Annotated in this window: 17 protein-coding genes; 10 read left to right on the top strand and 7 right to left on the bottom strand. The window is 66.5% G+C overall.

The annotated features are described in order from the left end of the window. Positions 1 to 129 precede the first annotated feature (129 nt). From U0177_RS01635 to U0177_RS01670, 8 genes are all read left to right on the top strand, one after another. Entirely contained in the window at positions 130 to 1,113 is a 984-nt protein-coding gene (locus U0177_RS01635; RefSeq protein ID WP_409568836.1) for a hypothetical protein, read from the top strand. A gap of 358 nt (positions 1,114 to 1,471) precedes the next feature. Further along, positions 1,472 to 2,134, top strand: coding sequence for a plastocyanin/azurin family copper-binding protein (locus U0177_RS01640; RefSeq protein ID WP_409568837.1), 663 nt, complete (start codon positions 1,472 to 1,474; stop codon positions 2,132 to 2,134). 377 nt (positions 2,135 to 2,511) lie between these two features. Then, positions 2,512 to 3,564 carry an NAD(P)/FAD-dependent oxidoreductase gene (locus U0177_RS01645; protein ID WP_409568838.1) on the top strand — a complete coding sequence of 351 codons (1,053 nt, stop codon included), beginning with the start codon at positions 2,512 to 2,514 and terminating at the stop codon, positions 3,562 to 3,564. Positions 3,565 to 3,832: 268 nt separating this feature from the next. Further along, on the top strand, positions 3,833 to 4,759 hold the full coding sequence (locus tag U0177_RS01650) for a cytochrome c biogenesis CcdA family protein (protein WP_409568839.1): 927 nt from the start codon (positions 3,833 to 3,835) through the stop codon (positions 4,757 to 4,759). An 83-nt stretch (positions 4,760 to 4,842) separates the two neighbouring features. Beyond that, on the top strand, positions 4,843 to 5,922 hold the full coding sequence (locus U0177_RS01655) for an NAD(P)-binding domain-containing protein (protein WP_409568840.1): 1,080 nt from the start codon (positions 4,843 to 4,845) through the stop codon (positions 5,920 to 5,922). A gap of 3 nt (positions 5,923 to 5,925) precedes the next feature. Then, on the top strand, positions 5,926 to 6,360 hold the full coding sequence (locus U0177_RS01660; RefSeq protein ID WP_409568841.1) for an NUDIX hydrolase: 435 nt from the start codon (positions 5,926 to 5,928) through the stop codon (positions 6,358 to 6,360). A 605-nt stretch (positions 6,361 to 6,965) separates the two neighbouring features. Further along, on the top strand, positions 6,966 to 8,495 hold the full coding sequence (gene rny, locus U0177_RS01665; RefSeq protein WP_409568842.1) for a ribonuclease Y: 1,530 nt from the start codon (positions 6,966 to 6,968) through the stop codon (positions 8,493 to 8,495). A 149-nt stretch (positions 8,496 to 8,644) separates the two neighbouring features. Beyond that, positions 8,645 to 8,989 (top strand): stage V sporulation protein S, encoded by a 345-nt coding sequence (locus tag U0177_RS01670; protein WP_409568843.1) that lies wholly within the window; start codon positions 8,645 to 8,647, stop codon positions 8,987 to 8,989. Positions 8,990 to 9,075: 86 nt separating this feature from the next. Here the strand turns inward: U0177_RS01670 and U0177_RS01675 are convergent, their stop codons facing one another. After that, on the bottom strand, positions 9,076 to 9,339 hold the full coding sequence (locus U0177_RS01675) for a hypothetical protein (RefSeq protein WP_409568844.1): 264 nt from the start codon (positions 9,337 to 9,339) through the stop codon (positions 9,076 to 9,078). A 485-nt stretch (positions 9,340 to 9,824) separates the two neighbouring features. Here U0177_RS01675 and U0177_RS01680 point away from each other — a divergent pair, with 485 nt between their 5' ends. Both U0177_RS01680 and U0177_RS01685 read left to right on the top strand, forming a co-directional pair. After that, positions 9,825 to 10,853 (top strand): endonuclease/exonuclease/phosphatase family protein, encoded by a 1,029-nt coding sequence (locus tag U0177_RS01680; RefSeq protein ID WP_409568845.1) that lies wholly within the window; start codon positions 9,825 to 9,827, stop codon positions 10,851 to 10,853. Positions 10,854 to 10,919: 66 nt separating this feature from the next. Next, positions 10,920 to 13,451 (top strand): valine--tRNA ligase, encoded by a 2,532-nt coding sequence (locus U0177_RS01685; RefSeq protein ID WP_409568846.1) that lies wholly within the window; start codon positions 10,920 to 10,922, stop codon positions 13,449 to 13,451. 140 nt (positions 13,452 to 13,591) lie between these two features. Here the strand turns inward: U0177_RS01685 and murJ are convergent, their stop codons facing one another. The 6 genes from murJ to U0177_RS01715 form a co-directional block, all read right to left on the bottom strand. Further along, positions 13,592 to 15,190 (bottom strand): murein biosynthesis integral membrane protein MurJ, encoded by a 1,599-nt coding sequence (murJ, locus tag U0177_RS01690; RefSeq protein WP_409568847.1) that lies wholly within the window; start codon positions 15,188 to 15,190, stop codon positions 13,592 to 13,594. A 33-nt stretch (positions 15,191 to 15,223) separates the two neighbouring features. After that, positions 15,224 to 16,270, bottom strand: a complete 1,047-nt coding sequence (locus tag U0177_RS01695) for an LCP family protein (protein ID WP_409569074.1) — start codon at positions 16,268 to 16,270, stop codon at positions 15,224 to 15,226. A 366-nt stretch (positions 16,271 to 16,636) separates the two neighbouring features. Then, complete coding sequence (locus U0177_RS01700) at positions 16,637 to 17,422, bottom strand: methyltransferase family protein (RefSeq protein WP_409568848.1); 786 nt, start codon at positions 17,420 to 17,422, stop codon at positions 16,637 to 16,639. A gap of 101 nt (positions 17,423 to 17,523) precedes the next feature. Continuing rightward, a complete protein-coding gene (locus tag U0177_RS01705) occupies positions 17,524 to 18,108 on the bottom strand; it encodes a hypothetical protein (protein ID WP_409568849.1) in 585 nt (194 codons plus the stop codon). After that, complete coding sequence (locus tag U0177_RS01710) at positions 18,105 to 18,680, bottom strand: lysophospholipid acyltransferase family protein (RefSeq protein WP_409568850.1); 576 nt, start codon at positions 18,678 to 18,680, stop codon at positions 18,105 to 18,107. The genes U0177_RS01705 and U0177_RS01710 overlap by 4 nt, the downstream gene beginning before the upstream one ends. Further along, complete coding sequence (locus U0177_RS01715) at positions 18,677 to 21,544, bottom strand: valine--tRNA ligase (protein WP_409568851.1); 2,868 nt, start codon at positions 21,542 to 21,544, stop codon at positions 18,677 to 18,679. Before U0177_RS01715 ends, U0177_RS01710 begins: the two co-directional genes overlap by 4 nt. Positions 21,545 to 21,669: the final 125 nt, after the last annotated feature.

A 21,669-nucleotide genomic window follows, 5' to 3' on the forward strand; every position in this document is an offset into this window, starting at 1 on the left:
CCGCCACGCCTCCAAACTCATCCACAACACCGCGCGCGCTCGCATCTCTGTGTAGACAGCCGCACGTACCCGCACTCCCCGCCAAACCACGCGGCTAGCAGCGAATGTATCACCAGAATGGAGACGAGCATGCACGTACGACAGCTTCGCCGGGCGGTTGTGGGGTTTGCGATGGCATTTTTGCTGGGCGCGTGCGGCGGCACCGCCGCGCTGCCGCTGCGCAACGATGCGCTGAGCAGCGTAAACCTGGTGAGCCAGGCCGAACAGTACGACACCCCCTGGGACGCCACGCCCGACCCCGATGGAACGCAGATCTACTTCACGGCCACCGGCGCGCAGGGCGCCGGCCTGTTCAGCGTGCCGGCCGCCGGCGGCGCCACCAAGCCGATCGCGGTTGGCGCGCCATTCGTCGCGCCGCGTGGCCTGGCGATCAGCTCCGATGGCCGGCAGATCTATGTGGCCGACGCGCAGGCCACCGGCAGCGACGGCCGGCCAGGCCGGGTGTTCGCAGTGCCGGCCGCCGGCGGCGCGCCCACCGAGCTGACCGCGACCGCCGGCACCGCGCCGCGCGGCCTCGAGGTGGCCAGCGAGAACGGCGCCGACGTGCTGTACCTCTCGGGCAATCTGGTTGGCTCGGGCGAGCCGGCCGTGCTGAAGCTGGCGCTGAGCGGCCAGGCACCCGCCGCCGTGGTGGCCAAAGGCGCCCCGCTGGTCGAGCCTGTCGGCATCGCAGTCGCCAAAAACGGCACGCTCTTCGTAGCCGATCGGCGCGCCTCCGGCGGCGAGAGCGGCGGCGTTTTCCGCATCAGTGGCGGCAAGGTCGAGCTGATCGCCCGTGACGTGCGCACCGGTACGCCCGTAGTGGGCGCGACCCTCACCCTCGACGACTCGGCGCTGCTGGTGTCGGCGCTCGCGCCCGACCGCGACAGCGCCCAGGTGCGCCTGATCGAGCTAGGCACGCTGAACCAGGCGATCGTCAACAAGGTGATCGAGGCCAACACCGGCTCGGGCGGCGTACACCGCGCGCATAACCGCAACTTCTTCGCCTGGGCCGACTCAACTCTGCCGGGGCCTGGGCGCCACCGCGGCGGCGTGTATGCGCTTACCCCGTAGCAGGTTTGGCCGGTCGCACCCAGCACTGCGGTGACGGCCGGCTCGGAAACCGGGGCGCCAAGCTCCGAACACCATAAAAAGTACGCCCCGACAACGCGCGCCCGGCAGCACTCAATTCCGGCCGGGCGCGCTGCTTTGCAGTTTGTGAAAAATAAAACTTGTAATACTGTCATCGCGCGGCCGTACCCGCCCGTTCGGCCCCAGCGTTCGCCTAGTGTGGAATCACAATCGTTGTGGATCGCGCCGGTTTTCTCGCGCTGGCACGCCATGGCCATACGATCGCACAAGCCCGCTCCATGTCATCATCATTCATTCACGCTGCACTGCTCGCGCAGATGCACGAACAAGGAGCAAAACAATGCGCCGATCTACCACTCCCAGGTTACTCGCGGGCGTCGCGCTCGGCCTCACGCTCGCACTCGCCGCCTGCGGCTCGCCGCAGGTCGCTACAATTGCACCAGAATCCGAACCCACTGCCACCGCCGCCCCGCCTAGCCCTAGCGCCACCGCCGCCCCGCCTAGCGCCACTGCCACTGCCGCCCCGCCTAGCCCCAGCGCCACCGCGGCTCAAACCAGCACCAGCAGCCCGATCGCCAAAACCACGCTGCACGGCACAGGCAACACCCAGCCGGCGACACACGCAAGCCCTACGCCCAGCGCAACCCCGGGCACGCAGGCCAGCAGCGTGAAAGTGGCGCTCGACACCTTCTCGATCAAACCAGATACCACGCATTTCAAAGCCGGCACTATCACCCTGCAGGTCACGAATGCGGCAAAAGACGTCACCCACGAAATGGTGGTCTTCAAAACCGACCTAGCCGCGAGCGCGCTGCCATATGTCGCCGACCTCGGGCGGCTCGACGAGGGCAAGCTCGATTCTATCGGCGAAGTAGCCGATCTGGGGCCGGGCAAATCCGATACCGTCACGCTCAACTTCACGCCCGGCACATACATGCTTGTGTGCAATATTCCGGGGCACTTCAAGGCCGGCATGATCAAGCAAATTGTCGTCGCGCCATAGCCTATGCCTCGCTACGGCAGTATGCTTCTATATGCGGTGTTCCAGCGCTTCGCACGGAAACACCGCATACAATAAAATAGTACCGCTCTGCCGATCGCAGATCGTCCAATCCTCCCGTTGGATGATTACCAATTTCCAAGCCCCTAATATCAAATCCGGCTGATCGCTTGGATTATGGTGGGGGTTCGGGGCGGCTTCGCCGCCCTCGAACTTTCTTTTCTGCGGCGCCCGGCTGCCGGCGCCAAGAAAACACAAGTAATCAAACGGAGTTGGTATAAGCCCTAACAAAATTTGAAGTGCGCGGTATCATGAGCGTGGTTTGTATTCGGCCACCGCTGGTGGCGGGCCAGGCCCCGCTGCACGAAAGGCAGAAGATAGTGCGCACAGTTGCAGTCATTGGTGCGGGCGCGGCTGGCCTTGCGGCGGCCCGCACGCTACGGCAGCGCCCCGGCATCACGGTGGCGCTCTACGAGCGCGGCGCCGCGCTCGGCGGCCGGCTGGCCACCGGTCGGCGCGAGGGCTTCATTTTCGACCACGGCGCGCAGAACCTGCGCGCGCCCACGCCCGCGCTCGAGCGGCTGCTGCGCGACGAGCTGGCGGCCGACGGACTGCGCGACATCGGCCTGCCGGTGTGGCTGTTCAGCGGCGCGGGTGCGATCACGCCCGGCGACCCGGCGCTGAACGCCGAGGCCAAGTGGATCTACCGCGGCGGCATCGGCCAGCTGGCCGACCGGCTGGCCGAGGGCCTGGACGTGCGGCGCGAAACTCCGGTGGCGGCGCTTGCGCCCTCCCACGACCGCTGGCTGCTATCGGGCGACGCCAACCAACCACTTGGCGCCGCCGACGCCGTGCTGCTGACATCACCGGCGCCCGAGGCCGCTGCGATACTCGCCGCGAGCACGCTCGGCGCCGAGCTGCGGCAGACCCTGTTGGATGCGCTTGGCCGCGCGCGCTACCGGCGCTGCGTATCGCTGGCGCTTGCCTATGCCGGCCGCATCGAGCGGCCGTTCTACGCGCTGCTGAACATCGACCGCGCGCACCCGATCGCCTGGCTGGCGCTCGAGCACGCCAAAGCGCCCGAGCGCTGCCCGCCCGGCCATAGCCTGCTGATGGCCCAGATGAGCCCGCGCTGGAGCGACGAGCATTGGGACGCCACGCCTGCCGCAGCCGAGCAGCTGGTGGCGCCGCTGGTGGCCAGCCTGCTTGGCGACGGCCTCGGCGCACCGCTGTGGAGCGACATCGCGCGCTGGCCCTATGCCCTGCCCGACTCCGGCGCCGACTTCGACACGCTCAACGGCAGTGGCAGCGGCCTGTTCTTCGCCGGCGACTACACCGCCGGCCTGGGGCGCGTGCACCTGGCGATCGAAAGCGGCTGGCGCGCCGCCGCTGCGATCGAGCGCTGGCTCGGCACACAGCACACACACGCTTAGCACAGGCTACCGCGAGTTCGAGCCGAGTTTTCAGTACGAAAGATGCAAGACAAAGCAGCGCCGTCTTTCGTCTTCCGTGTTTCGTCAAACCCGGTTCGGATGTGTGATAGCCTGCACTTAGTCATTCTTAAGACTCTCGTAGGATCTCCAGGTGTATAATAGGCTAGCACGGCGCTCGCAAAGGTGCCCCTGCGGCTGCGCCACGCCGAGATGTACGGCCATACACGCCGAGCGTCGCTCGGTTCTGTTTTCACATAGAGAGGAAGCTATGGCAGCACCGCAGCTCGATACCCCCGCGCGCGAAACCGCCGAGCGCGCATTCCCATATCGCGGCCTGCTGATCGGCCTTGGCGTCGCGCTGGCGCTGGGCGCGGTCGCACTGCTAAGCCTGCGCAGCGCTGCGTCCGGGCTTACGCCCGCCGGCAGTGGAAGCGTGCTGGTGCTGGCGCCGGCGGCCTTTCTGGCCGGCATTTTCAGCTTTCTCTCGCCTTGCACCCTGCCGATCCTGCCGGCCTACTTCGCCTTTACCTTCCAGGCCCGCCGCGAGCGCGTGGTGCTCATGACGATCGCGTTCTTCCTCGGCCTCGCGACGACCATGGTCGTGCTCGGCGCCAGTGCCACCGCGCTCAGCCAGATCCTGTTCAGCTACCTTGGCGCGCTCACCACGATCGGCGGGCTGATCGTGATCGCGTTCGGCGTCATGAGCATCCTTGGCAAGGGCTTCACCGGCGCCAAGCTGCTCGACCGCCCGACCGCCAGCGTGGCCGGCTCGTACCTGTATGGCGCCACTTTTGCGCTCGGCTGGACGGCCTGCGTCGGCCCGATCCTCGGCGCGCTGCTGACGCTGCTGGCCACCCAAGGCATCGCGATCGTGCAGGGCGCGGTGCTGGCGTTTATCTACGCGCTGGGCCTGGGCATGCCGCTGATCATCATGGCCACATTCTTCAGCCGCCTGGGCCGAGGCTCGCGCTTCTGGGCATTTATGCGCGGGCGCGGCGTCGAGCTGAACCTGGGCTTCACCACCTTGCACCTGCACACCACCAGCATCGCCAGCGGCGTGCTGCTGGTGATTGTCGGCGTGCTGCTCGCCACCGGCCAGCTCACCCTGCTCAGCCAGTGGTCGCAGCAGACACGCATGGGCGAGTGGGCGGTCGAGCTCGAGCAGGGCATTGAGCGCCTGTTCTTCGGCCGCTAGCCCTGCCAAAAAAAAATGCCCTGGCGGGCCTGCAGCCCTTTGGATGACCTGCCGCGCGGGAGGAAGCCGCGCAAGAGGACGGCATGAGCTATTCTTCTGAAAATGACCCTGCTGTGTACGACGTAGCGATCGTCGGCGCCGGGCCGATCGGCATTGAGCTGGCGGCATGCCTGAAGCTCGCCGGCGCGCGCTATATCCACTTCGACGCCCACCAGATCGGCTACACGCTTACCTGGTGGCCGCGCAATACGAACTTCTTCAGCACCACCGAGCGCCTGGCGATCGCCGGCGTGCCCATCCCCAACAAACACCAGCAGCGCATCACCGGCGAAGACTACCTGGCCTACCTGCGGGGTGTGGTCGAGCAGTTCGACCTGGCGATCAATAGCTACGAGCCAGTGACGGCGATCGAGCCCGGCCCCGATGGCTTCGCGCTCCGCACCAGCCCGCTGGCCGGCGAGCGGCGCTACCGCGCCCGCCGCGTGGTGCTGGCGATCGGCGATATGCACTGGCCCAACCGGCTGGGCATCCCCGGCGAAGACCTGCCGCATGTATCACACTACTTCCGCGACCCGCACGATTACTTCCGCCGCCGGCTGCTGATCGTCGGCGGCAAGAACTCGGCCGCCGAGGCCGCGCTGCGCTGCTGGCGCGCCGGCGCCCATGTCACCGTCAGCTACCGCAAGCCGCAGTTCGACGCCGGCCGCGTGAAGCACTGGCTGCTGCCCGACCTGAACGCCCAGATCGAGGCCGGCTCGATCACGTTTCTGCCGAGCACGATACCGCTCGAGATCACGCCCACCCACGTGCTGCTCGCGCCCGCAGCCGGCGGCGCGCCGGTCGCCCACGCCACCGACTTCGTGCTGCTGAATACCGGCTTCCGCGGCGACCAGCAGCTGCTCGAAATGGCCGGCGTCGAGCTGCGCGGCGAGAATCGCGTGCCCTGCTTCGACCCGGACACCATGGAGACGAATGTGCCCGGCCTGTACCTGGCCGGCACCGTGGCAGCTGGCGTGCAGCAGCGCTACACCCTGTTCATCGAGAACTGCCACGCCCACGCCGGCAAGATCGCCCAGGCGATCACCGGCAGCTGGCCGGCGCGTCTGGGTGGCCCGACCGCGCGCAATTATGATCTGGCCTTCGAGCACATCCAGGCCAACTAGCCCGTGAACCAGCCCACGCCGACAAAAGTGAAGCGCGCCGCCGGCTGCGTGGTATACCGCCACGACACCGCCGGCGCGCTGTGGCTGCTGCTCATTCACGATCGCTACGGCGCCTGGACGCTGCCCAAGGGCCACCTCAAACTCGGCGAGAGCGACGCCGACGCGGCAGCACGCGAGGTGTGGGAGGAGACTGGCGTGCGCGGCCAGCTTGGCGCGCTCGTCGCCGAGATCGAGTACTCAGTGCTCTCGAAGCGGGGCCAGCCGCGCCTGAAGCAGGTGGCGTTTTTCCTGATGCGCGCCGCCGCCGCCGAGGCCACGCCCAGCGCCGACGAGGGCATCACCGCAGCTGAGTGGCACGCCCCAGCCGACGCGCTGGCGCTGATCGGCTACTCGCAGGTGCGCGAGGTGCTGCGGCGCGCCCTGGCGCTGTTGGTATGAGCCGCCCGTCATTCCAATGGCCTACCGCCGATCACCCTGCCGGCCGATGCTGCGCCGCCACGCCCGCGCTATACTGCACTCATCAATCTTGATATAGATCCGGTGCAGCAGCCCCACCGAATCACCAGCCAGGCGCCGAGCGTGCGCCGGCCCAACTGCCATCCAGCGCTGCCGCTCCTCCTTCCACTTTCAGGCCGCCCACGCGCGCGGCCTTTTTGATACCCTCGGCCGTTGTTTGCAGCCACTGAAAGCGCTTTCGGCGGAAGCGCGTAGTTGCGCGCATTACACACATAGTTCGCCGGCATCGCGCCGCAAACATACGCAAATACGCCGTAGCGCCACAGCAGCAATACCTGCCAAAAGAAACAATGTGGTAGCTAATCGAAGCAACAATACCTATTGAGATAATCATCACAATATCGAACAATATATACAAACCAGCCGCAAACACCGTTCGCCTTGACAGAAGAAGCGAACACCGAGTATTATTAGGCAATCATGGATCGAGAATAAATCTGGATACCATTTTTCCTGGTTGCACGCATGACGGTTCGGCCAGCTGAACCGCCGTCTGCTGCACCTTAAAAAGTAAATAGGAGGACACTGTGGATTGGCTCCTATTAGCTGTGCTATTGGTGGTCGGTTTGGCCGCCGGTTATGGCATCAGCTTTTTTGTCTACACGAGCAATTCCAAAAACCGCATCCAGCAAAACGAAGCCGAGGCAAAGCTCAAGCTTGAGGCCGCCCGTTCCGAGCAGAAGGAGATCATCCTGAATGCGAAAGACGAGGCGCTGCGGCTACGGAACGACGCCGAGGCCCAGTTGCGCGAAATGCGCGCATCGATCGCCAAGCAAGAGGAGCGGCTACAGCGCAAAGAGGAAAATCTCGATCGCAAGCTCGAAGGCTTGGAGCGGCGCGAGCGCCAGGTTCAAACCCGCGAGCGGCAGACCGAGCAGATCCAGCGCGATGCCGAGCAGCTCCGCGTACAGCAGCACACCGAGCTCGAGCGCATCTCGGCGCTGAGCCAGGACGAAGCCCGCACCATTATTCTCAAACGGGTCGAGGAGGAGGCCCGCGACGAGTCGGCGCGGCGGATCCGCGAGATCGAGAAGGCTGCCCGCGACGAAGCCGATAAGCTTGCCCGTAAGGTTATCGGCCTGGCCATCCAGCGCTGCGCCTCCGAGTATGTGGCCGAAGTCACGGTTTCGACGGTGGCGCTGCCCAGCGAAGAGCTGAAAGGGCGCATCATCGGGCGCGAGGGCCGGAATATCCGCGCCTTCGAGCAGATCACCGGCGTCGATATTATCGTCGACGATACCCCCGAGGCGGTGACGCTCTCGTGCCACGATCCGGTGCGGCGCGAGGTTGCGCGGGTCGCGCTGATCAAGCTGCTCAAGGACGGCCGCATCCACCCTACCCGCATCGAAGAGGTCGTATCAAAAACCCAGCAGGAGATCGAGCAGATCATGCGCGAGGAAGGCGAGCGCGTGGCCTATGAGGCCAATGTGCAGGGCCTGCACCCCGACTTGATCAAGCTGCTTGGCAGGCTCAAGTATCGCACCAGCTACGGGCAAAACGTCCTCCAACACTCGCTCGAGTGCGCGCTGCTCGCAGCTCATATGGCAGCCGAACTCGGCGCGAATATCAGTGTCGCCAAGACAGCGGCGCTGCTTCACGATATCGGCAAGGCCGTGGATCACGAAGTCCAAGGGCCACACGCGCTGATCGGGGCAGATATCGCGCGGCGGCTTGGCCGATCGCCCGCGATCGTTCACGCTATCGCCGCACACCACAACGACGAAGAGCCACAAACCGTCGAGGCTTTTCTCGTGCAGGCCGTCGACGCGATCTCGGGCGGGCGCCCGGGCGCGCGCCGTGAAACGCTCGACCTGTATATCAAGCGACTGGAAGCACTGGAGACCGTCGCTACGTCGTTCACCGGCGTCCAGCGCGCCTTTGCCATCCAGGCAGGCCGTGAAGTTCGTGTGATGGTTCAGCCCGACTCAATCGACGACCTGGGGAGCATTCACCTCGCGCGCGATGTCGCGAAAAAGATCGAGGAAAGCTTGCAGTACCCCGGGCAGATCAAGGTCACGGTTATTCGTGAAACGCGCGCCGTCGATTATGCTCGGTAAGAGCTATTCCAGTGCAGGGTTGCGGGGTATACGCGAACCCCATTGCCCTGGCTCTTAGAGGAGTCTCGACTATGAACCCCGACATCCACGACTCGGAGACCATCCGACCGGCTTCTACACTAAATTCAACACCACCGGAGGAGGAACGTATGACTACCAATACATCGCAGGCTGCGCCAATCGCACGCGCCGTCGGTGACAGCACCGGCGCCGCGCCCGAGCGCCACACCGCGGAAGTGCTTAAGGTCTCCACGCGATCGCGGCCCAGCGCCGTGGCCGGCGCCATTGCTGGCGTCATCCGCGATAGCGGCATGGCCGAGGTACAGTCGATCGGCGCCGGGGCTACCAACCAGGCGATCAAGGCAGTGGCGATCGCCCGCAGCTACCTGAGCGAAGAGGGTGTCGATATCGTCTGCACCCCGTCGTTCATCGATGTCTCGATCGACGACGAAGAGCGCACCGCTATTCGGCTGTTGGTCGAGCGCCGCGCCTAGCTGTTCTGGCGTCCCCGCAAAACCTACGATCAGCGATCGTATGCCCGCACATAGCGCGGGCGTGCGGTCGCTTTTTGCTGCGCTCGCTAGCGCCGCGGCCCACCGCGCGAGATCACCACCGATACCAGCATCCCGGTGGTAATCGCACCACCCAGGTTCACCGCATCCTGCCACGAGATCAGCCCGCTGAGAATTGGCGCGCCCAGCGCCAGCGCCAGCCATGGCAGCCACGAAGGGATCAGCAGCAGCCGCTTGCGCCGGCCGCTGAGCTTCGAGCGGCTGATCACAATGATCGTGGCAAACCACCCCACCAGCGCAATAACTATCGCACCGGAGACAATCGTAGACATGATCTATTTACTCCTTTGCCATATCGATGCCGGCATTGTACCAGCCTCAGCGCGCCACGGCAACGCATAACGTAGCCCGATAGTACTGAAACACGCCGGTACTCTTGCTTCACAGCACAAAAAGTTCGGCCAAACGGCCGAGCTCGCAAGCCTTGACATTGCGCTACGGGCTGGCTACAATGCTCGCAATGGTGTTCGCGTGATGAGTACGCGCCGTGCCCTCACAGAGATGAAGCGCCGCCGGCTGAGAGCTGCTTCAAGTGCGCACGCGCCGAACGTGGCCCGCGAGAGACCGCGCCGGGGAACACGCGCAGGGTTGAGCCTGGATCGTCTGCTCAGCCAGCGCGCCCAGTAGCCGGCGCCGGGGGTGCCCGTTACAGCACGCACGAGGGTGGCGCACGGCGCCGCCGAATCGGGGTGGTACCGCGGAGGCATGCCTTCGCCCCTGGCCGGGGCGAGGGTTTTTTCGTTGGAAGGGGCCTGTTGTGCGCTTGTTGATCCAGACCACGCGCCGCCTACTTGTTGGCGCGGCATGCTGCTACTGCGTTGTTCTTATGGTTCTGGCTACGCTGTGGGCGCTCGATCCGCGCGCGGCCTGGTGGGTCGAGCTGAGCGCGATGATCGCGCCGTTGCTGTTCGTGCCGCTGCTGCTGCTGCTGCCGCTGGCGCTGGCAGTGCGCTCGTGGCCGCTGCGCGGCGCGGCGCTGCTCACGCTGGTGCTGTTCCTGGCGCTGTTCGGCGGGCGCTTTCTGCCGGCCGCCAGGGCTACGCCCGAGGGTAGGCCGCTGCGCGTGATGACATTCAACCACCTGTTCAGCAACGGCCGCGCCGCCGATGTGCTGGCGGCTATTCGCGCGCAAGACGCCGACGTGGTGGCGCTGCAAGAGCTCTCGAAGCCGGTGGCCGCCGCCATCCAGGCTTCGCTGCGCGACATATACCCATACCAGTACCTGCGGCCGTTCGAGAACCAGCAGGGCCTCGGGATCATTAGCCGCCAGCCGTTCATCAGCGCCGACGAAGTGCAGAACAATGTGCGCGGCCAGCAGGTGACGCTCTCGATCGACGGGCAGACCCTCACAATTATGAATATCCACCTTGGCGGCCCGGTGATCGACACGCGCCATATCGCCGGCATACCGCTGGTGGTGGGCTACGATCCGCAATCGACGGATCGGCAGGTCGGCCGGCTGGCGAGCCTGACCGACGCGATCGACGGGCCGCTAATTGTGATGGGCGATTTCAACACCAGCGACCGCGAGCCACGCTACAGCGTGCTGGCCGCACGTATGCACGACGCATTTCGCGAGACAAGCTGGGGCTTCGGCTTCACATTCCCCGATCACAAGCGCTTCGGCCCGATCACGGTGCCGTTCCCACTGCTGCGGATCGACTATGTGTGGAGCAAGAACGGCGTGCTGCCGGCCGCGGCGCACGTCGAGTGTAATAACACCGGGGCCGACCACTGCTTTCTAGTGGCTGATCTGCGGCTCGCCGCCGCGAATGGAAGGGGGTGATCGCATGCCAGGCGATCATGTAGGTGCCGTTTGCAACGCTCGTATCTACTACAAGGAGCATCGATTATGGGCCTTTCACCACGCTACGACGCGGGCGCCGCCGAGCGCCGCTGGCAAGCAACCTGGGCGCAGCTGGGCCTGCACGAGTTCGACCCGCGCGACCCGCGCCCGCTGTTCGCGATCGACACCCCGCCGCCCACCGTCTCGGGCGAGCTGCATATCGGCCACGTGTACTCGTATGTCCAGGCCGAGGCGATGGCGCGCTTCTGGCGTATGCGCGGCTACAATGTCTACTACCCGTTCGGCTTCGACGACAACGGCCTGCCAACCGAGCGCTATGTCGAAAAGCTGCGCGGCGTGCGCGCGCGCGACCTGAGCCGCGGCGAATTCATCGCAATGTGCCTCGAGGTGTCGCAGGCGGTTGAGGATCGCTTCGAGGCATTCTGGAAGCGCTTAGGTTTCAGCGCCGACTGGCGGCTGCGCTACTCGACAATCGACCCGCAGGCGCGGCGGATCTCGCAGTGGTCGTTTCTCGATCTTTATCGCCAGGGCCTGATCTACCGCGCCCAGGCGCCCAACCCCTGGTGCGTCGAATGCCAGACCGCGATCGCCCAGGCCGAGATGGACGACGCCGAGCGAGCGACGGTCTTTTACACTCTCGCGTTCGCAATCGAAGATGAAAGACGAATGAACAATGACGAAGGTGGGTTCGCGGCTGGCGAGCCTTCGTCCTTCGTCCTCGATTCTTCGTCCTCGCTGCCGATCGCCACGACGCGCCCCGAGCTCCTGCCGGCCTGCGTCGCCGTGCTCGTGCACCCCGACGACGCGCGCTACGCCGCGCTGATTGGGCATTCGGCGATCGTGCCGCTGTTCGGCCGGCAGGTGCCCATCGTCGCCGACGCAGCGGTCGACCCACAAAAGGGCAGCGGCGCGGTGATGTGCTGCACATTCGGCGACGCCACCGACGTGGCCTGGTGGCAGGCGCACGCGCTGCCGCTCATCCCGCTGCTGACGCGCGCGGGCCGGCTTGGCGCCGATGGCGGCGCATACGCCGGGCTGACGCTCGCCCAGGCGCGCCAGCGGATCGTCGCCGACCTGGGCGAGCGCGGGCTGCTGCTGGGCCAGCAGGCCAGCCGCCAGTCGGTGCGCATCCACGACCGCTGCAAGACGCCGCTTGAGATCCTTGAGACCAGCCAGTGGTTCGTGCGTGTGCTCGACGCCAAGCCGGCGCTGCTGGCGGCTGGCCGCGCGATCGAGTGGCACCCGGCGCATATGCAGGCGCGCTACGAGCACTGGGTGGCCAACCTGGGCTGGGATTGGTGCATCTCGCGCCAGCGCTTCTACGGCGTGCCCTTCCCGGCTTGGCACTGCGGCGCCTGCGGCGCGGTGGTGCTGGCCGATGAGTCGCAGCTGCCCGTCGACCCGACCAGCGCCGCACCGCCACGCGCCTGTGCCTGTGGCAACGCCGATCTGCGACCCGACACCGACGTGATGGACACATGGGCCACCTCGTCGGTGAGCCCGCTGATCGCTGCGCTGCGCTGGGACGACGTGGCCGGCGAGCGGCAAGGGGCGCCGATCGGCGAGCGGGCGCGCGCCACGCAGCTGCTGCCGATGCACCTGCGCCCGCAGGCCCACGATATCATTCGCACCTGGGCATTCTACGCCATCGTGAAGTCGCACTACCACTTCGGGCGTACACCCTGGAGCACGGTGATGATCTCGGGGCACGGGCTCGACCCGTCGGGCCACAGTATTCACAAGTCGCTGGGCAACTCGCCGATAACCCCCGAGGCGCTGATTGCGCGCCACAGCGCCGACGCGGTGCGCTACTGGGCATGCAGCGGCAGCGTCGGCGCCGACCAGTCGATCGACGAGGCGACGATGCGCCAGGGCGTGCGGCTGGCCAACAAGCTGTGGAGCGCGGCGCGGCTGATCGAGGCGCAGCTCGCCGACGGCGAGCCGGCAGGCTCAGCGGCGCTGTGGTGGAGCGATCGCGCGCTGCTTTCGTGGCTGCAGCGGCTGGTTGGCCGCGTCACAGCCAGCTTCGAGGGCTACGAGTACGCCGCAGCGCTGGACGCGACCGAGCGTTTCTTCTGGAATACGTTCTGCGATAACTACCTGGAGTGGGTGAAGAGCCGGCTGTACGACGCCGGCGGCGCCGAGCGCGACGCCGCGCGCCTGGCGCTGGCGCGTACGCTGCGCACGATCCTCAAGCTGCTCGCCCCGGTGCTGCCGTTTGTCGCCGAGGAGATCTACCAGCAGCTGTTTGCGGCCGATGGCGAGCGCTCGATCCATACCAGCGCCTGGCCTGCAGCGGATCAAGCGCTGATCGACCCGGCAGCGGAGCGCGCCGGCGAGGCGCTGCTGGCGCTCACCGGCGCGGTGCGGCGCTTCAAGAGCAGCCAGCAGCTTGGGCTGGCGGCGCCGCTGGCGCGGCTGACGATCGCCGCCGAAGCGGAGGTGCGCGACCAGCTCGCGGCCTGCGCCGCCGACATCCGCAGCGTTACGCGCGCCCAATCCCTAGCCTTCGCCGACACGCCCGCCGATGGCTTCGAGCAGCTCGGGCCGGGCTTGTGGCTCACAATCGAGCGCTAGTAGCTTCTGTGGAAGGTTTGGAGGGTCTGCGGCCCTCCAAAGGTTTCCGTTTTTCGGGCTCTGGCAGAACGGCGGCTCTGCCAGAGCCCGAAACAGCATCTGCCGGGCGTCAAAGCCGCCCCGCAGCATCAAGCAAGTGATCAGCCTGATGCCGGGTTCTCGGGTGGTGGTTCCGGGCTCCTGGCGCGGCGCAGCCGGCGCACAAGCACGGCGATAAAGAAGTCGAGCGCCTCGACGCGCAGCAGCACGCAGACGCCGAAATAGATCGCTGCGCCCGCGCCGCCGGCCAAAACCAGCCGCAGCAGTGCGCCGCCCGGCAGCACGCGCGCCAGCAGCACGATCGCGCCGGCCATCGCCGCGCAGCCCAGCAGCGACTTCAGCAGCGCTTCGCCCAGCCGCAGGCCACGCAGGCTCACCAGGCCGCGCGAGAGCAGCAGCAGCAGCAGCAGGTGGCTGACCCACTGCGCCGAATTGCCCAGCACCAGCGCGCCAAAGCCCATGTTCGAGAACGCCAGCAGCGGCAGCGCGGTGAGCAGGTAGGCGCCAATCGCCGCGCCCTGCACCAGGTTTGGCGCCAGCGTGCGCTTGTGGGCGTAGAACGCGAACAGCAGCATCTGATCGAGCGCGGCGGCTGGCAGGCCCGGCAGGTACAGCAGCAGCGCCTGTGCGGTGAGCAGCGTGTCGGCGCTGGTAAAGCGCCCGCGCTCAAACAGCAGCGCGGTGATCGGCCCGGCCAGCGCCGCCAGCCCGGCGGTGGCCGGCAGAATCAACAGCAGCACGACCTTCAGGCCCATGCCAAGCGTGCGGCGGAAGGCGCTCTCGTCGGCGGCGCTGGCCTGCCGCGAGAGGGTTGGCAGCACCGCGAACGATACCGCGGCCGCCACCAGCCCCAGCGGGAACTGTATCAGCGTAGTGGCGTAGCGCATAGCCGAAAGCGCGCTTGGGAAACGTGAGGCCAGCGTGCGGTCGATCACCACGCCGATCGTCGAGAACGTGATGCCAAGCGCCACCGGCGCGTACAATCGCATGATCCGGCGCACGCCGGGGTGGCGCAGATCGAGCGCGGGCCGGTAGTGCATGCCGCGCAGCCCCGGCAGCTGTAGCAGCACCTGCAGCAGCGCGCCGATCAGCACGCCGGCCACCAGGCTCAGCGGCCCCAGCAACGGCGCCAGCAGCAGCGCGCCAAGGATGATGCCGGTGTTGTAGGCGCTGGTGGTGAAGGACGGCAGCAGAAAGCGCTGGCGGGCATACAGCAGCGCCGTAACAAGGCCCGACAGACCCATCAGCACCACCGCGGGCAGCAGCAGCCGCACCATCAGGATCGTCTCGGCGCGGGCGGCGCCCACAAAGCCACTGGCCAGCACCGACACAACCTGCGGCGCGAGCAGCGCCAGGAACGCCGCGAGCGCCGCCATAGCCAGCAGCACCAGGTTGATCATGCTCGACGCGACACGCCAGAACTCGCGCTCGTCGCCCTCGGCATACTCGCTGAACACCGGGACGAGCGCAGCGCTGATCGCGCCATTGATCAGCAAGTCGTACAGCTGGGTCGGCACGGCCGACGCGGCGGTGAAGGTGTCGACGCCGGTACCAAACGTGCCGGCGATCACCGACTCGCGGGCAAGGCCAAGCACGCGGCTGGCGATATTGCCGGCGGCGATCAGCACGGCGGCAATAGCAATCCGGCGCGCGAGGCTCGCGGCCGGATTGGCGGGAGTTTCAGAGGCGGTTTGGCTCATGAAGTTAGCTGAACGGGCGGGCTCGATAGGGCGCTAGCGCGCAGGCTCTTCGCCGCCAGCCGAGGCGACGCTCGGATCGATCATCTGGCTCACCAGGCGGCGCAGCGCCTTTTGGTCTTTCAGCAGCAGCACGTACGCCGGCTGGGTGCGCGGAGTCACCATCTTGGCGTCGATCGCGAAGCGCTGGATATCCTCGGGGTGCAGCCGGGTGCCCACGCTGGCGAGGCCAAGCATTTCGCCGCGCGAGATATCGGTGCGAATGTAGTTGCTGAGCACGTCGGTGTAGTCGTCGAGGCTGGTGAGCTGGCTCAGCAGGCCCTGCTCGCGCACGCGGTCGAAGATCGCCATGAGCACCTGCTGTTGGCGCTGGTTGCGGCCGAAGTCGCTGTCGGCATGGCGCGTGCGAGCGTAGATCAGCGCGCGGTCGCCGTCCATGAGCTGGCGGCCTGGGTCGAAGTGTATCTTGATCGTGCGGTAGTCGTCGGTGGGGTAGGCCGGGTCGTCGATCGTCTTCGGCACGTCGACATAGATGCCGCCGAGCTTGTCGATCACTGCGCGGAAGCCCTCGAAGTTGATCAGCATGAACCGATCGATCCGCAGGCCAGTCAGGTCGCCGACGGTTTGCTTCAGCAGCGCCGGGCCATAGCCCTTGCCAAGCTTGGTTTCGCCAAGCAGGTAGGCAGTGTTGATCCGGTTCTGGGCAAAGCCAGGGATATTGACCCACAGGTCGCGGGGGAACGAGAGCATGCCTACGCGGTTCGAGTGGCTATCGAGGTGCACCAGCACCAGGGTGTCGGTGCGGCTCACGTTTTCGCCGGGGCGAGCGTCGGTGCCGACGAGCAAGATATTCGACACGCCCTCGGGCTCGGGGATCGCGGTAGGCATAGGCTCGGCGGTGGGCGCCGCCCCGGCCGGCGACGACGCGCCCGCAGCCTGCGCGCCAGGCGTGGCGGTTGGCAGCGTGACGGTGGGGACGATCATTTTGTCGACGTTCGACAGCGCCCGGTTCCATTTCGAGCCCAGCCAGATCGCCGGCAGTGCAGCTATCAGAAGGGCAACCGTGGTGATACCCAAAACCATCCGTCGTCGCGAAACGCGCATCCAATCTCTCCGTAGCTCAACATGTGACCGCCAGACCGCTACACTCGCGTACGCACAACTCGTGCCGCGATTGCATGCCAAAACGCCTGGCAAAGCGTCGTCGCCGGTTCATGTTGGTGTGTCAAATCGGCTCGTCGTGAGCCTGTGGGAAGAATGCGGCCTGGCATTCAGCCCGGTCGAATTTATACGCCGCCGAAGTAATATGCGTACTATACCATAAATTCCGCACTGGTATCATACGCATAGCTGATAGGACGGTGAGACTGCGGCTTTTCCGGGCCATTGCGCGTAGAAATACCGGCGCCTGGATGGGCTGCGTGCCTCCAAAGCACTCTTTTCAGCGCTCTAGCCGGCGCTGCCGGGCGCCGCAGGCGTTTCGATCTCGCGCGGGTCGACGGGCGTGAGGCGCGGGATGAAGCGCGGCACCAGCTGGCAGTAGCGAATGTAGGCGCCGCCGAAGCGCGCGCGCAGTTCGCGCTCTTCCAGGCGCAGCTGCATGATCAGCTGGGTGATATACGCCGCCAGCAGCAGCACAATGCCCCAGTTTTGCGTCAGCAGCGCGGTGGCGGCGATCAGGGTCATGTCGGTGTCGTACAGCGGGTTGCGCACGTAGCGATACGGCCCCTGCACCACCAGCTTCTGCGGGATGTTCTGCTCTTCGGCGCCGCGGCCAGGCGGGAACAGCGCAGCGGCGAACAGCACGCGCGCCCAGCCCATCTGCCCCACCGCCCAGACGCCAATCAGCACCGAGGCCGCCAGCAGCAGCGCGCCAAGCGCCTGGAGCGCGCGCGGCCCCTGCCAGCTCCACTCGAGCCAGCGCGGGCCAACAAGGCCCACGATCGCCAGCACGATCGTCGTCCCGATCCACATCAGGCCAACTTCGACGAAATACCAGGCCCACACGCCGCGCGGCTGGAGCCAGGCGCGCCAGCGCTCGAGCATGGGGTAGGTGAACAGGTCGATCACGATCATGCCGCCGTAGAAGCCGGCGATGTACAGCGGCAGCAGCACCCAGCGGCCAAGCAGCACGTCGGCGCCAATGCAGATGAAGAACGAGAGCAGCCAGAGCCAAGCCGGGCCGTGATGCCACGCCGGGCGCGCCGATGGACGGGTCGCGGTCTGGGTTGACATACGCTCCTCTTTGTTTACAGGGCCTGTGCGGACGCTAGTATCTTCTCGTACGCCGCCGGGGTATGCGCCGGATCTCTGCGCAGCGGCTGCGCGCACAATGCCTACGCGACAACAAAGACGCGGTCGCCGGGGCGCACCTCGGCGCCGGGGCCATCGGCAAGGCGCGCGTAGAAGCCGCGCACGCCGTCGTTCAGGAACTGCAGCGCCGCACGCAGCTGCTCGGGCGTGAGCGGCCCATCGGCGAGGCAGGCGAACTGGCTGAACTCGACGCACGGCGCGGCGACGATCAGGTCGGTCAGGCGCGCTTCGCGGCCGTCGTCGCCGCGGATCAGCAGCGCCGCCCCCAGGTCGGCCAGTGCAAACGCGCGCTCGCTGGCGATCAGAATATTTTCGCCTGCCACGCCGTCGGCCAGGTGCTGGCCGAAACGATCGCGCATGGCCGCGTAGTGGCTGGTGAAGCCGAACGAGAGGCTGTTCGGCCCTTGATTGCGGGTTGCGGCGTGCTGGCGGTTGTGCACGTCGAGCAGCTCGTCATCGCCGCTGATGCCAACCGCGCCGCTAGGCGTCAGGCGCAGGCGCGGCACCGCCAGCAGCGGCGCCGGGTCGTAGTAGCGAAACGGCTTCTGCCCGACCTTCAGCGACGAGCGCTGGATCTGCGCCAGCGCGACGCGGCCGATCTCGATCATTGGGGTTCCTCCGCTGGTGGCCTCAGGCGTATTTCGCCGAACTGCTCGGGGCGCTTGCCGACCACGCCGATGTAGAAGGCGCGGATCGCGGCCATATCGGCCTCGGCGTCGCCGCTGGGCATGATCGCCGGGCCAAGCCCGCCGACCTTGCGGCGGTAGTCGGCGAAGCCAAGCACCATTGGCACGCGCGCACCATTGGCGATGTGGTAGAAGCCGCTCTTCCAGTAGGGCGTGCGCTTGCGGGTGCCCTCGGGCAGCACCGCCAGCACCAGCCGGTCGCTCGTGCGAAACGCGGCCACCGCCTGATCGACGACATTATGGCGCGCGGTGCGGTCGATCGGCAGGCCGCCCAGCCGGCGCAGGATCCAGCCAAACGGCGGCCGGAACAGGGTGTGCTTGCCCATCCAGGTGGCTTTGATGCCAAGCGCGACCGCCAGCAGCAGCATCACCGGGAAATCCCAGTTCGAGGTGTGCGGCGCCACCACCAGCACGATCGTACGCGCGTCGGGCAGGGCGCCGACGGCACGCCAGCCGAACAGCGCCAGAACCGCGCGCGCGAGCTGTCGCCTCATACGTCGCCTAGCTGCTGAATGCGCTCGCGCAGCTTGGCTGCCGTCTGGCGCGCAGCCGCAAGCCCGTCGCGCTCGCGCTGCACCACATTGGCCGGCGCCTTGTCGGCGAAGCCGGGCTTCTCGAGCTTGGCCGCGCGGCGCTCGGCCTCGGCCTCGGCCTGCTCCAGCTCTTTCGCCAGGCGCGCGCGCTCGGCTGCCAGGTCGATCAGGCCGGCCAGCGGCAGAAACACCTCGACATCGCCAACCACCAGCGCCGCGGCGTTGGCCGGCTTGGCAGCGAGCGCATCGACAACCAGCAGCTGGTCGTCGGCGACGCGCGCCAGCCGCACGATCTGCGCGCGCTGGTCGTTCAGCAGCGCGGCGCGCGGGCCAGCCGCCACCGTGGCCGCAACCCAGCGCGCCGGCTCGACTTTATACTCGTTGCGGACATTGCGCACGCCGCTGATCAGCTCGCGCAGCAGCGCGAAATCGCGCTCGGCGGCATCGTCGAGCGCACCCGCATCGGCGGCGGGGTAGGGGGCCACCATAATCGACGCAGCACGAAGGGCGAACGACGAAGGAGCATTTGCTTCATCGCTACTTTCGTCTTTGGTCATTTGTCCTTGGTTCTGTGTGAGGTACTGCCAGGCCTCTTCGGTGACAAATGGCATGAACGGGTGCAGCAGCCGCAGCGCGCCTTCGAGCACCTCGTACAGCACCGCGCGGGTTGCCGCCTGGCGCGTCGCGTCGCCCTCAAGCTGCACCTTGGCCAGCTCGACATACCAGTCGGCGAACTCGCTCCAGAGAAACTCGTGGATCTGGCGGCCGGCCTCGCCGAAGTTATAGGCGCGCATCAGGCGGTCGACATCGCCGAGCAGCCGGTGGTAGCGCGAGCGGATCCATCTGTCGGCAAGTGTGAGCGACGAAGGGCGAAGGGCAAAGGGCGAAGGATCGCCTGCAGTGGCGTTGCTTTCGTCTTTCGCGATTGGCCTTTCGCTGCCAAGCTTGCTGATCACAAACCGCGTGATATTCCAGATCTTATTGGCGAAGTTGCGCGCGGCCTCGATCCGCTCGGGGTTGAGGTTCAGATCCTGGCCGGGCGTGCCGCTGGTGGCAAGCGTGAAGCGCAGCGCGTCGGTGCCCTGCTGTTCCATGACTTCGAGCGGGTTGACGACATTGCCGAAGCTTTTGCTCATCTTGCGGCCCTGCTTGTCGCGCACCAGGCCGTGCAGGTAGATCGTGTGGAACGGCGCGGCGTCGGTGAGGTAGCAGCCGAGCATCATCATGCGCGCCACCCAGAAGAACAGGATGTCGTAGCCCGTCTCCATCACGCTGGTGGGGTAGAAGTAGCCCAGATCCTCGGTGGCATCGGGCCAGCCCAGCGTCGAGAACGGCCACAGCCCGCTCGAGAACCAGGTGTCGAGCACGTCGGGATCCTGGTACACCCCCTCGCCCTGCGGCTCGGGGTCGTCGGGGCCAGGCACGATCATCTGGCCATCGGCGGTATACCACACCGGGATGCGGTGGCCCCACCACAGCTGGCGGCTAATGCACCAGTCCTGGATGTTCTCGAGCCAGTGGAAGTAGACTTTCTCAAAGCGCTCGGGCACGATCCGCGTATGGCCCTCGCGCACGGCTGCGAGCGCGCGATCGGCGAGCGGCTTGGCGCGTACAAACCACTGCTCGCTCAGCAGCGGCTCGATCACCTCGCGGCCGCGCTGGCTGATGCCCACCGACAGCGTGTGCTGCACCGTCTTCACCAGCAGGCCCTCGCGCTCGAGGTCGGCCACCAGGTTTTTGCGCACCTCGAAGCGATCCTGGCCGGCATACGGCCCGGCCTCGTCGTTCAGCGTCGCATCCTTGTTCATGATATTGATCATCGGCAGGGCGTGGCGCTGGCCCATGGCGTAGTCGTTCGGGTCGTGCGCGGGCGTGACTTTCACGGCGCCGGTGCCAAAGCTGGCGTCGACGTAGCTGTCGGCGATGATCGGAATGCGCCGGCCAAGCGCGGGCAGAATGGCGTAGCGCCCGACAAGCTCGGCGTAGCGCGCGTCGTCGGGGTTGACGGCGATCGCCGTATCGCCCAGGATCGTCTCGGGCCGGGTGGTGGCCACGGTGATCCACTCGGCCGCGCCGCCGGCCCAGTGGCCACTGCCCCAGGCGTTGGACAAAGAACCAACCACCAAAGACGAAGGCTCTGCCCCTTGGTCGTTGGTCTTTCGTTCTTCGTCGTTCGTCGGCAGAAGCGGATAGCGCACATACCACAGATGCCCCTGGCGCTCTTCGTGCTCGACCTCAAGGTCGCTCACGGCGGTCTGGAGATTCGGCGACCAGTTGACCAGGTAGGTGCCGCGGTAGATCAGGCCGTCGTCGTACAGGCGCTTGAAAGCGGCACGCACCGCGCGCGAGAGGCCCGGGTCGAGCGTGAAACGCTCGCGCGACCAGTCGCACGACGCGCCGAGCCGCCGCAGTTGGCGGGTGATCTCGCCGCCGTACTTGGCCTTCCACTCCCACGTGCGCCGCAGGAACTCCTCGCGCCCGACCTGCTGGCGGCTAGTGCCCTCGCTGCGCAGCAGCTTCTCGACCTGCGACTGCGTGGCGATGCCGGCGTGGTCGGTGCCGGGCAGCCACAGCGTCGGCTCGCCCAGCATGCGGTGCCAGCGCACGATCACGTCCTCGATCGTCACAAACATCGCGTGGCCCATGTGCAGCTCGCCGGTGACATTGGGCGGCGGCATCGAGAGTGTAAAGGGTTTACGTTCTGGGTCGATGCTCGGCTTGAAGAAGCCCGATTGCTCCCACCAATCGTAGAGCCGCTGCTCGACCTGCTGGGCTTCGTATGCTTTCGCCATCTCGGCGGGGCGCTGCGTCGCGGGGTTTGTCATGATCCGTAGCCTTTTGCCTTGCTTGAGAGCCTGTTTGAAAAGGGGGTCCGCGAGGAGCTATGCCCCCGCATTTCCCTTCTGGAGCCGTTTGTGGCCGCCACCCGCCAGAAAAAGTGAATACTTGG

The sequence above is a fragment of the Kouleothrix sp. genome (assembly GCF_046328425.1).
In the GTDB taxonomy this organism is placed as follows: Bacteria; Chloroflexota; Chloroflexia; order Chloroflexales; family Roseiflexaceae; genus Kouleothrix.

What these genes read in the sequence shown, in the direction of transcription:
- U0177_RS01635 (WP_409568836.1), top strand. Translation starts at nt 130, where the DNA reads ATGCACGTACGACAGCTTCGCCGGGCGGTTGTGGGGTTTGCGATGGCA.
- U0177_RS01640 (WP_409568837.1), top strand. Translation starts at nt 1,472, where the DNA reads ATGCGCCGATCTACCACTCCCAGGTTACTCGCGGGCGTCGCGCTCGGC.
- U0177_RS01650 (WP_409568839.1), top strand. Translation starts at nt 3,833, where the DNA reads ATGGCAGCACCGCAGCTCGATACCCCCGCGCGCGAAACCGCCGAGCGC.
- U0177_RS01655 (WP_409568840.1), top strand. Translation starts at nt 4,843, where the DNA reads ATGAGCTATTCTTCTGAAAATGACCCTGCTGTGTACGACGTAGCGATC.
- U0177_RS01670 (WP_409568843.1), top strand. Translation starts at nt 8,645, where the DNA reads ATGACTACCAATACATCGCAGGCTGCGCCAATCGCACGCGCCGTCGGT.
- U0177_RS01675 (WP_409568844.1), bottom strand. Translation starts at nt 9,339, where the DNA reads ATGTCTACGATTGTCTCCGGTGCGATAGTTATTGCGCTGGTGGGGTGG.
- U0177_RS01685 (WP_409568846.1), top strand. Translation starts at nt 10,920, where the DNA reads ATGGGCCTTTCACCACGCTACGACGCGGGCGCCGCCGAGCGCCGCTGG.
- murJ (WP_409568847.1), bottom strand. Translation starts at nt 15,190, where the DNA reads ATGAGCCAAACCGCCTCTGAAACTCCCGCCAATCCGGCCGCGAGCCTC.
- U0177_RS01695 (WP_409569074.1), bottom strand. Translation starts at nt 16,270, where the DNA reads ATGGTTTTGGGTATCACCACGGTTGCCCTTCTGATAGCTGCACTGCCG.
- U0177_RS01700 (WP_409568848.1), bottom strand. Translation starts at nt 17,422, where the DNA reads ATGTCAACCCAGACCGCGACCCGTCCATCGGCGCGCCCGGCGTGGCAT.
- U0177_RS01705 (WP_409568849.1), bottom strand. Translation starts at nt 18,108, where the DNA reads ATGATCGAGATCGGCCGCGTCGCGCTGGCGCAGATCCAGCGCTCGTCG.
- U0177_RS01710 (WP_409568850.1), bottom strand. Translation starts at nt 18,680, where the DNA reads ATGAGGCGACAGCTCGCGCGCGCGGTTCTGGCGCTGTTCGGCTGGCGT.
- U0177_RS01715 (WP_409568851.1), bottom strand. Translation starts at nt 21,544, where the DNA reads ATGACAAACCCCGCGACGCAGCGCCCCGCCGAGATGGCGAAAGCATAC.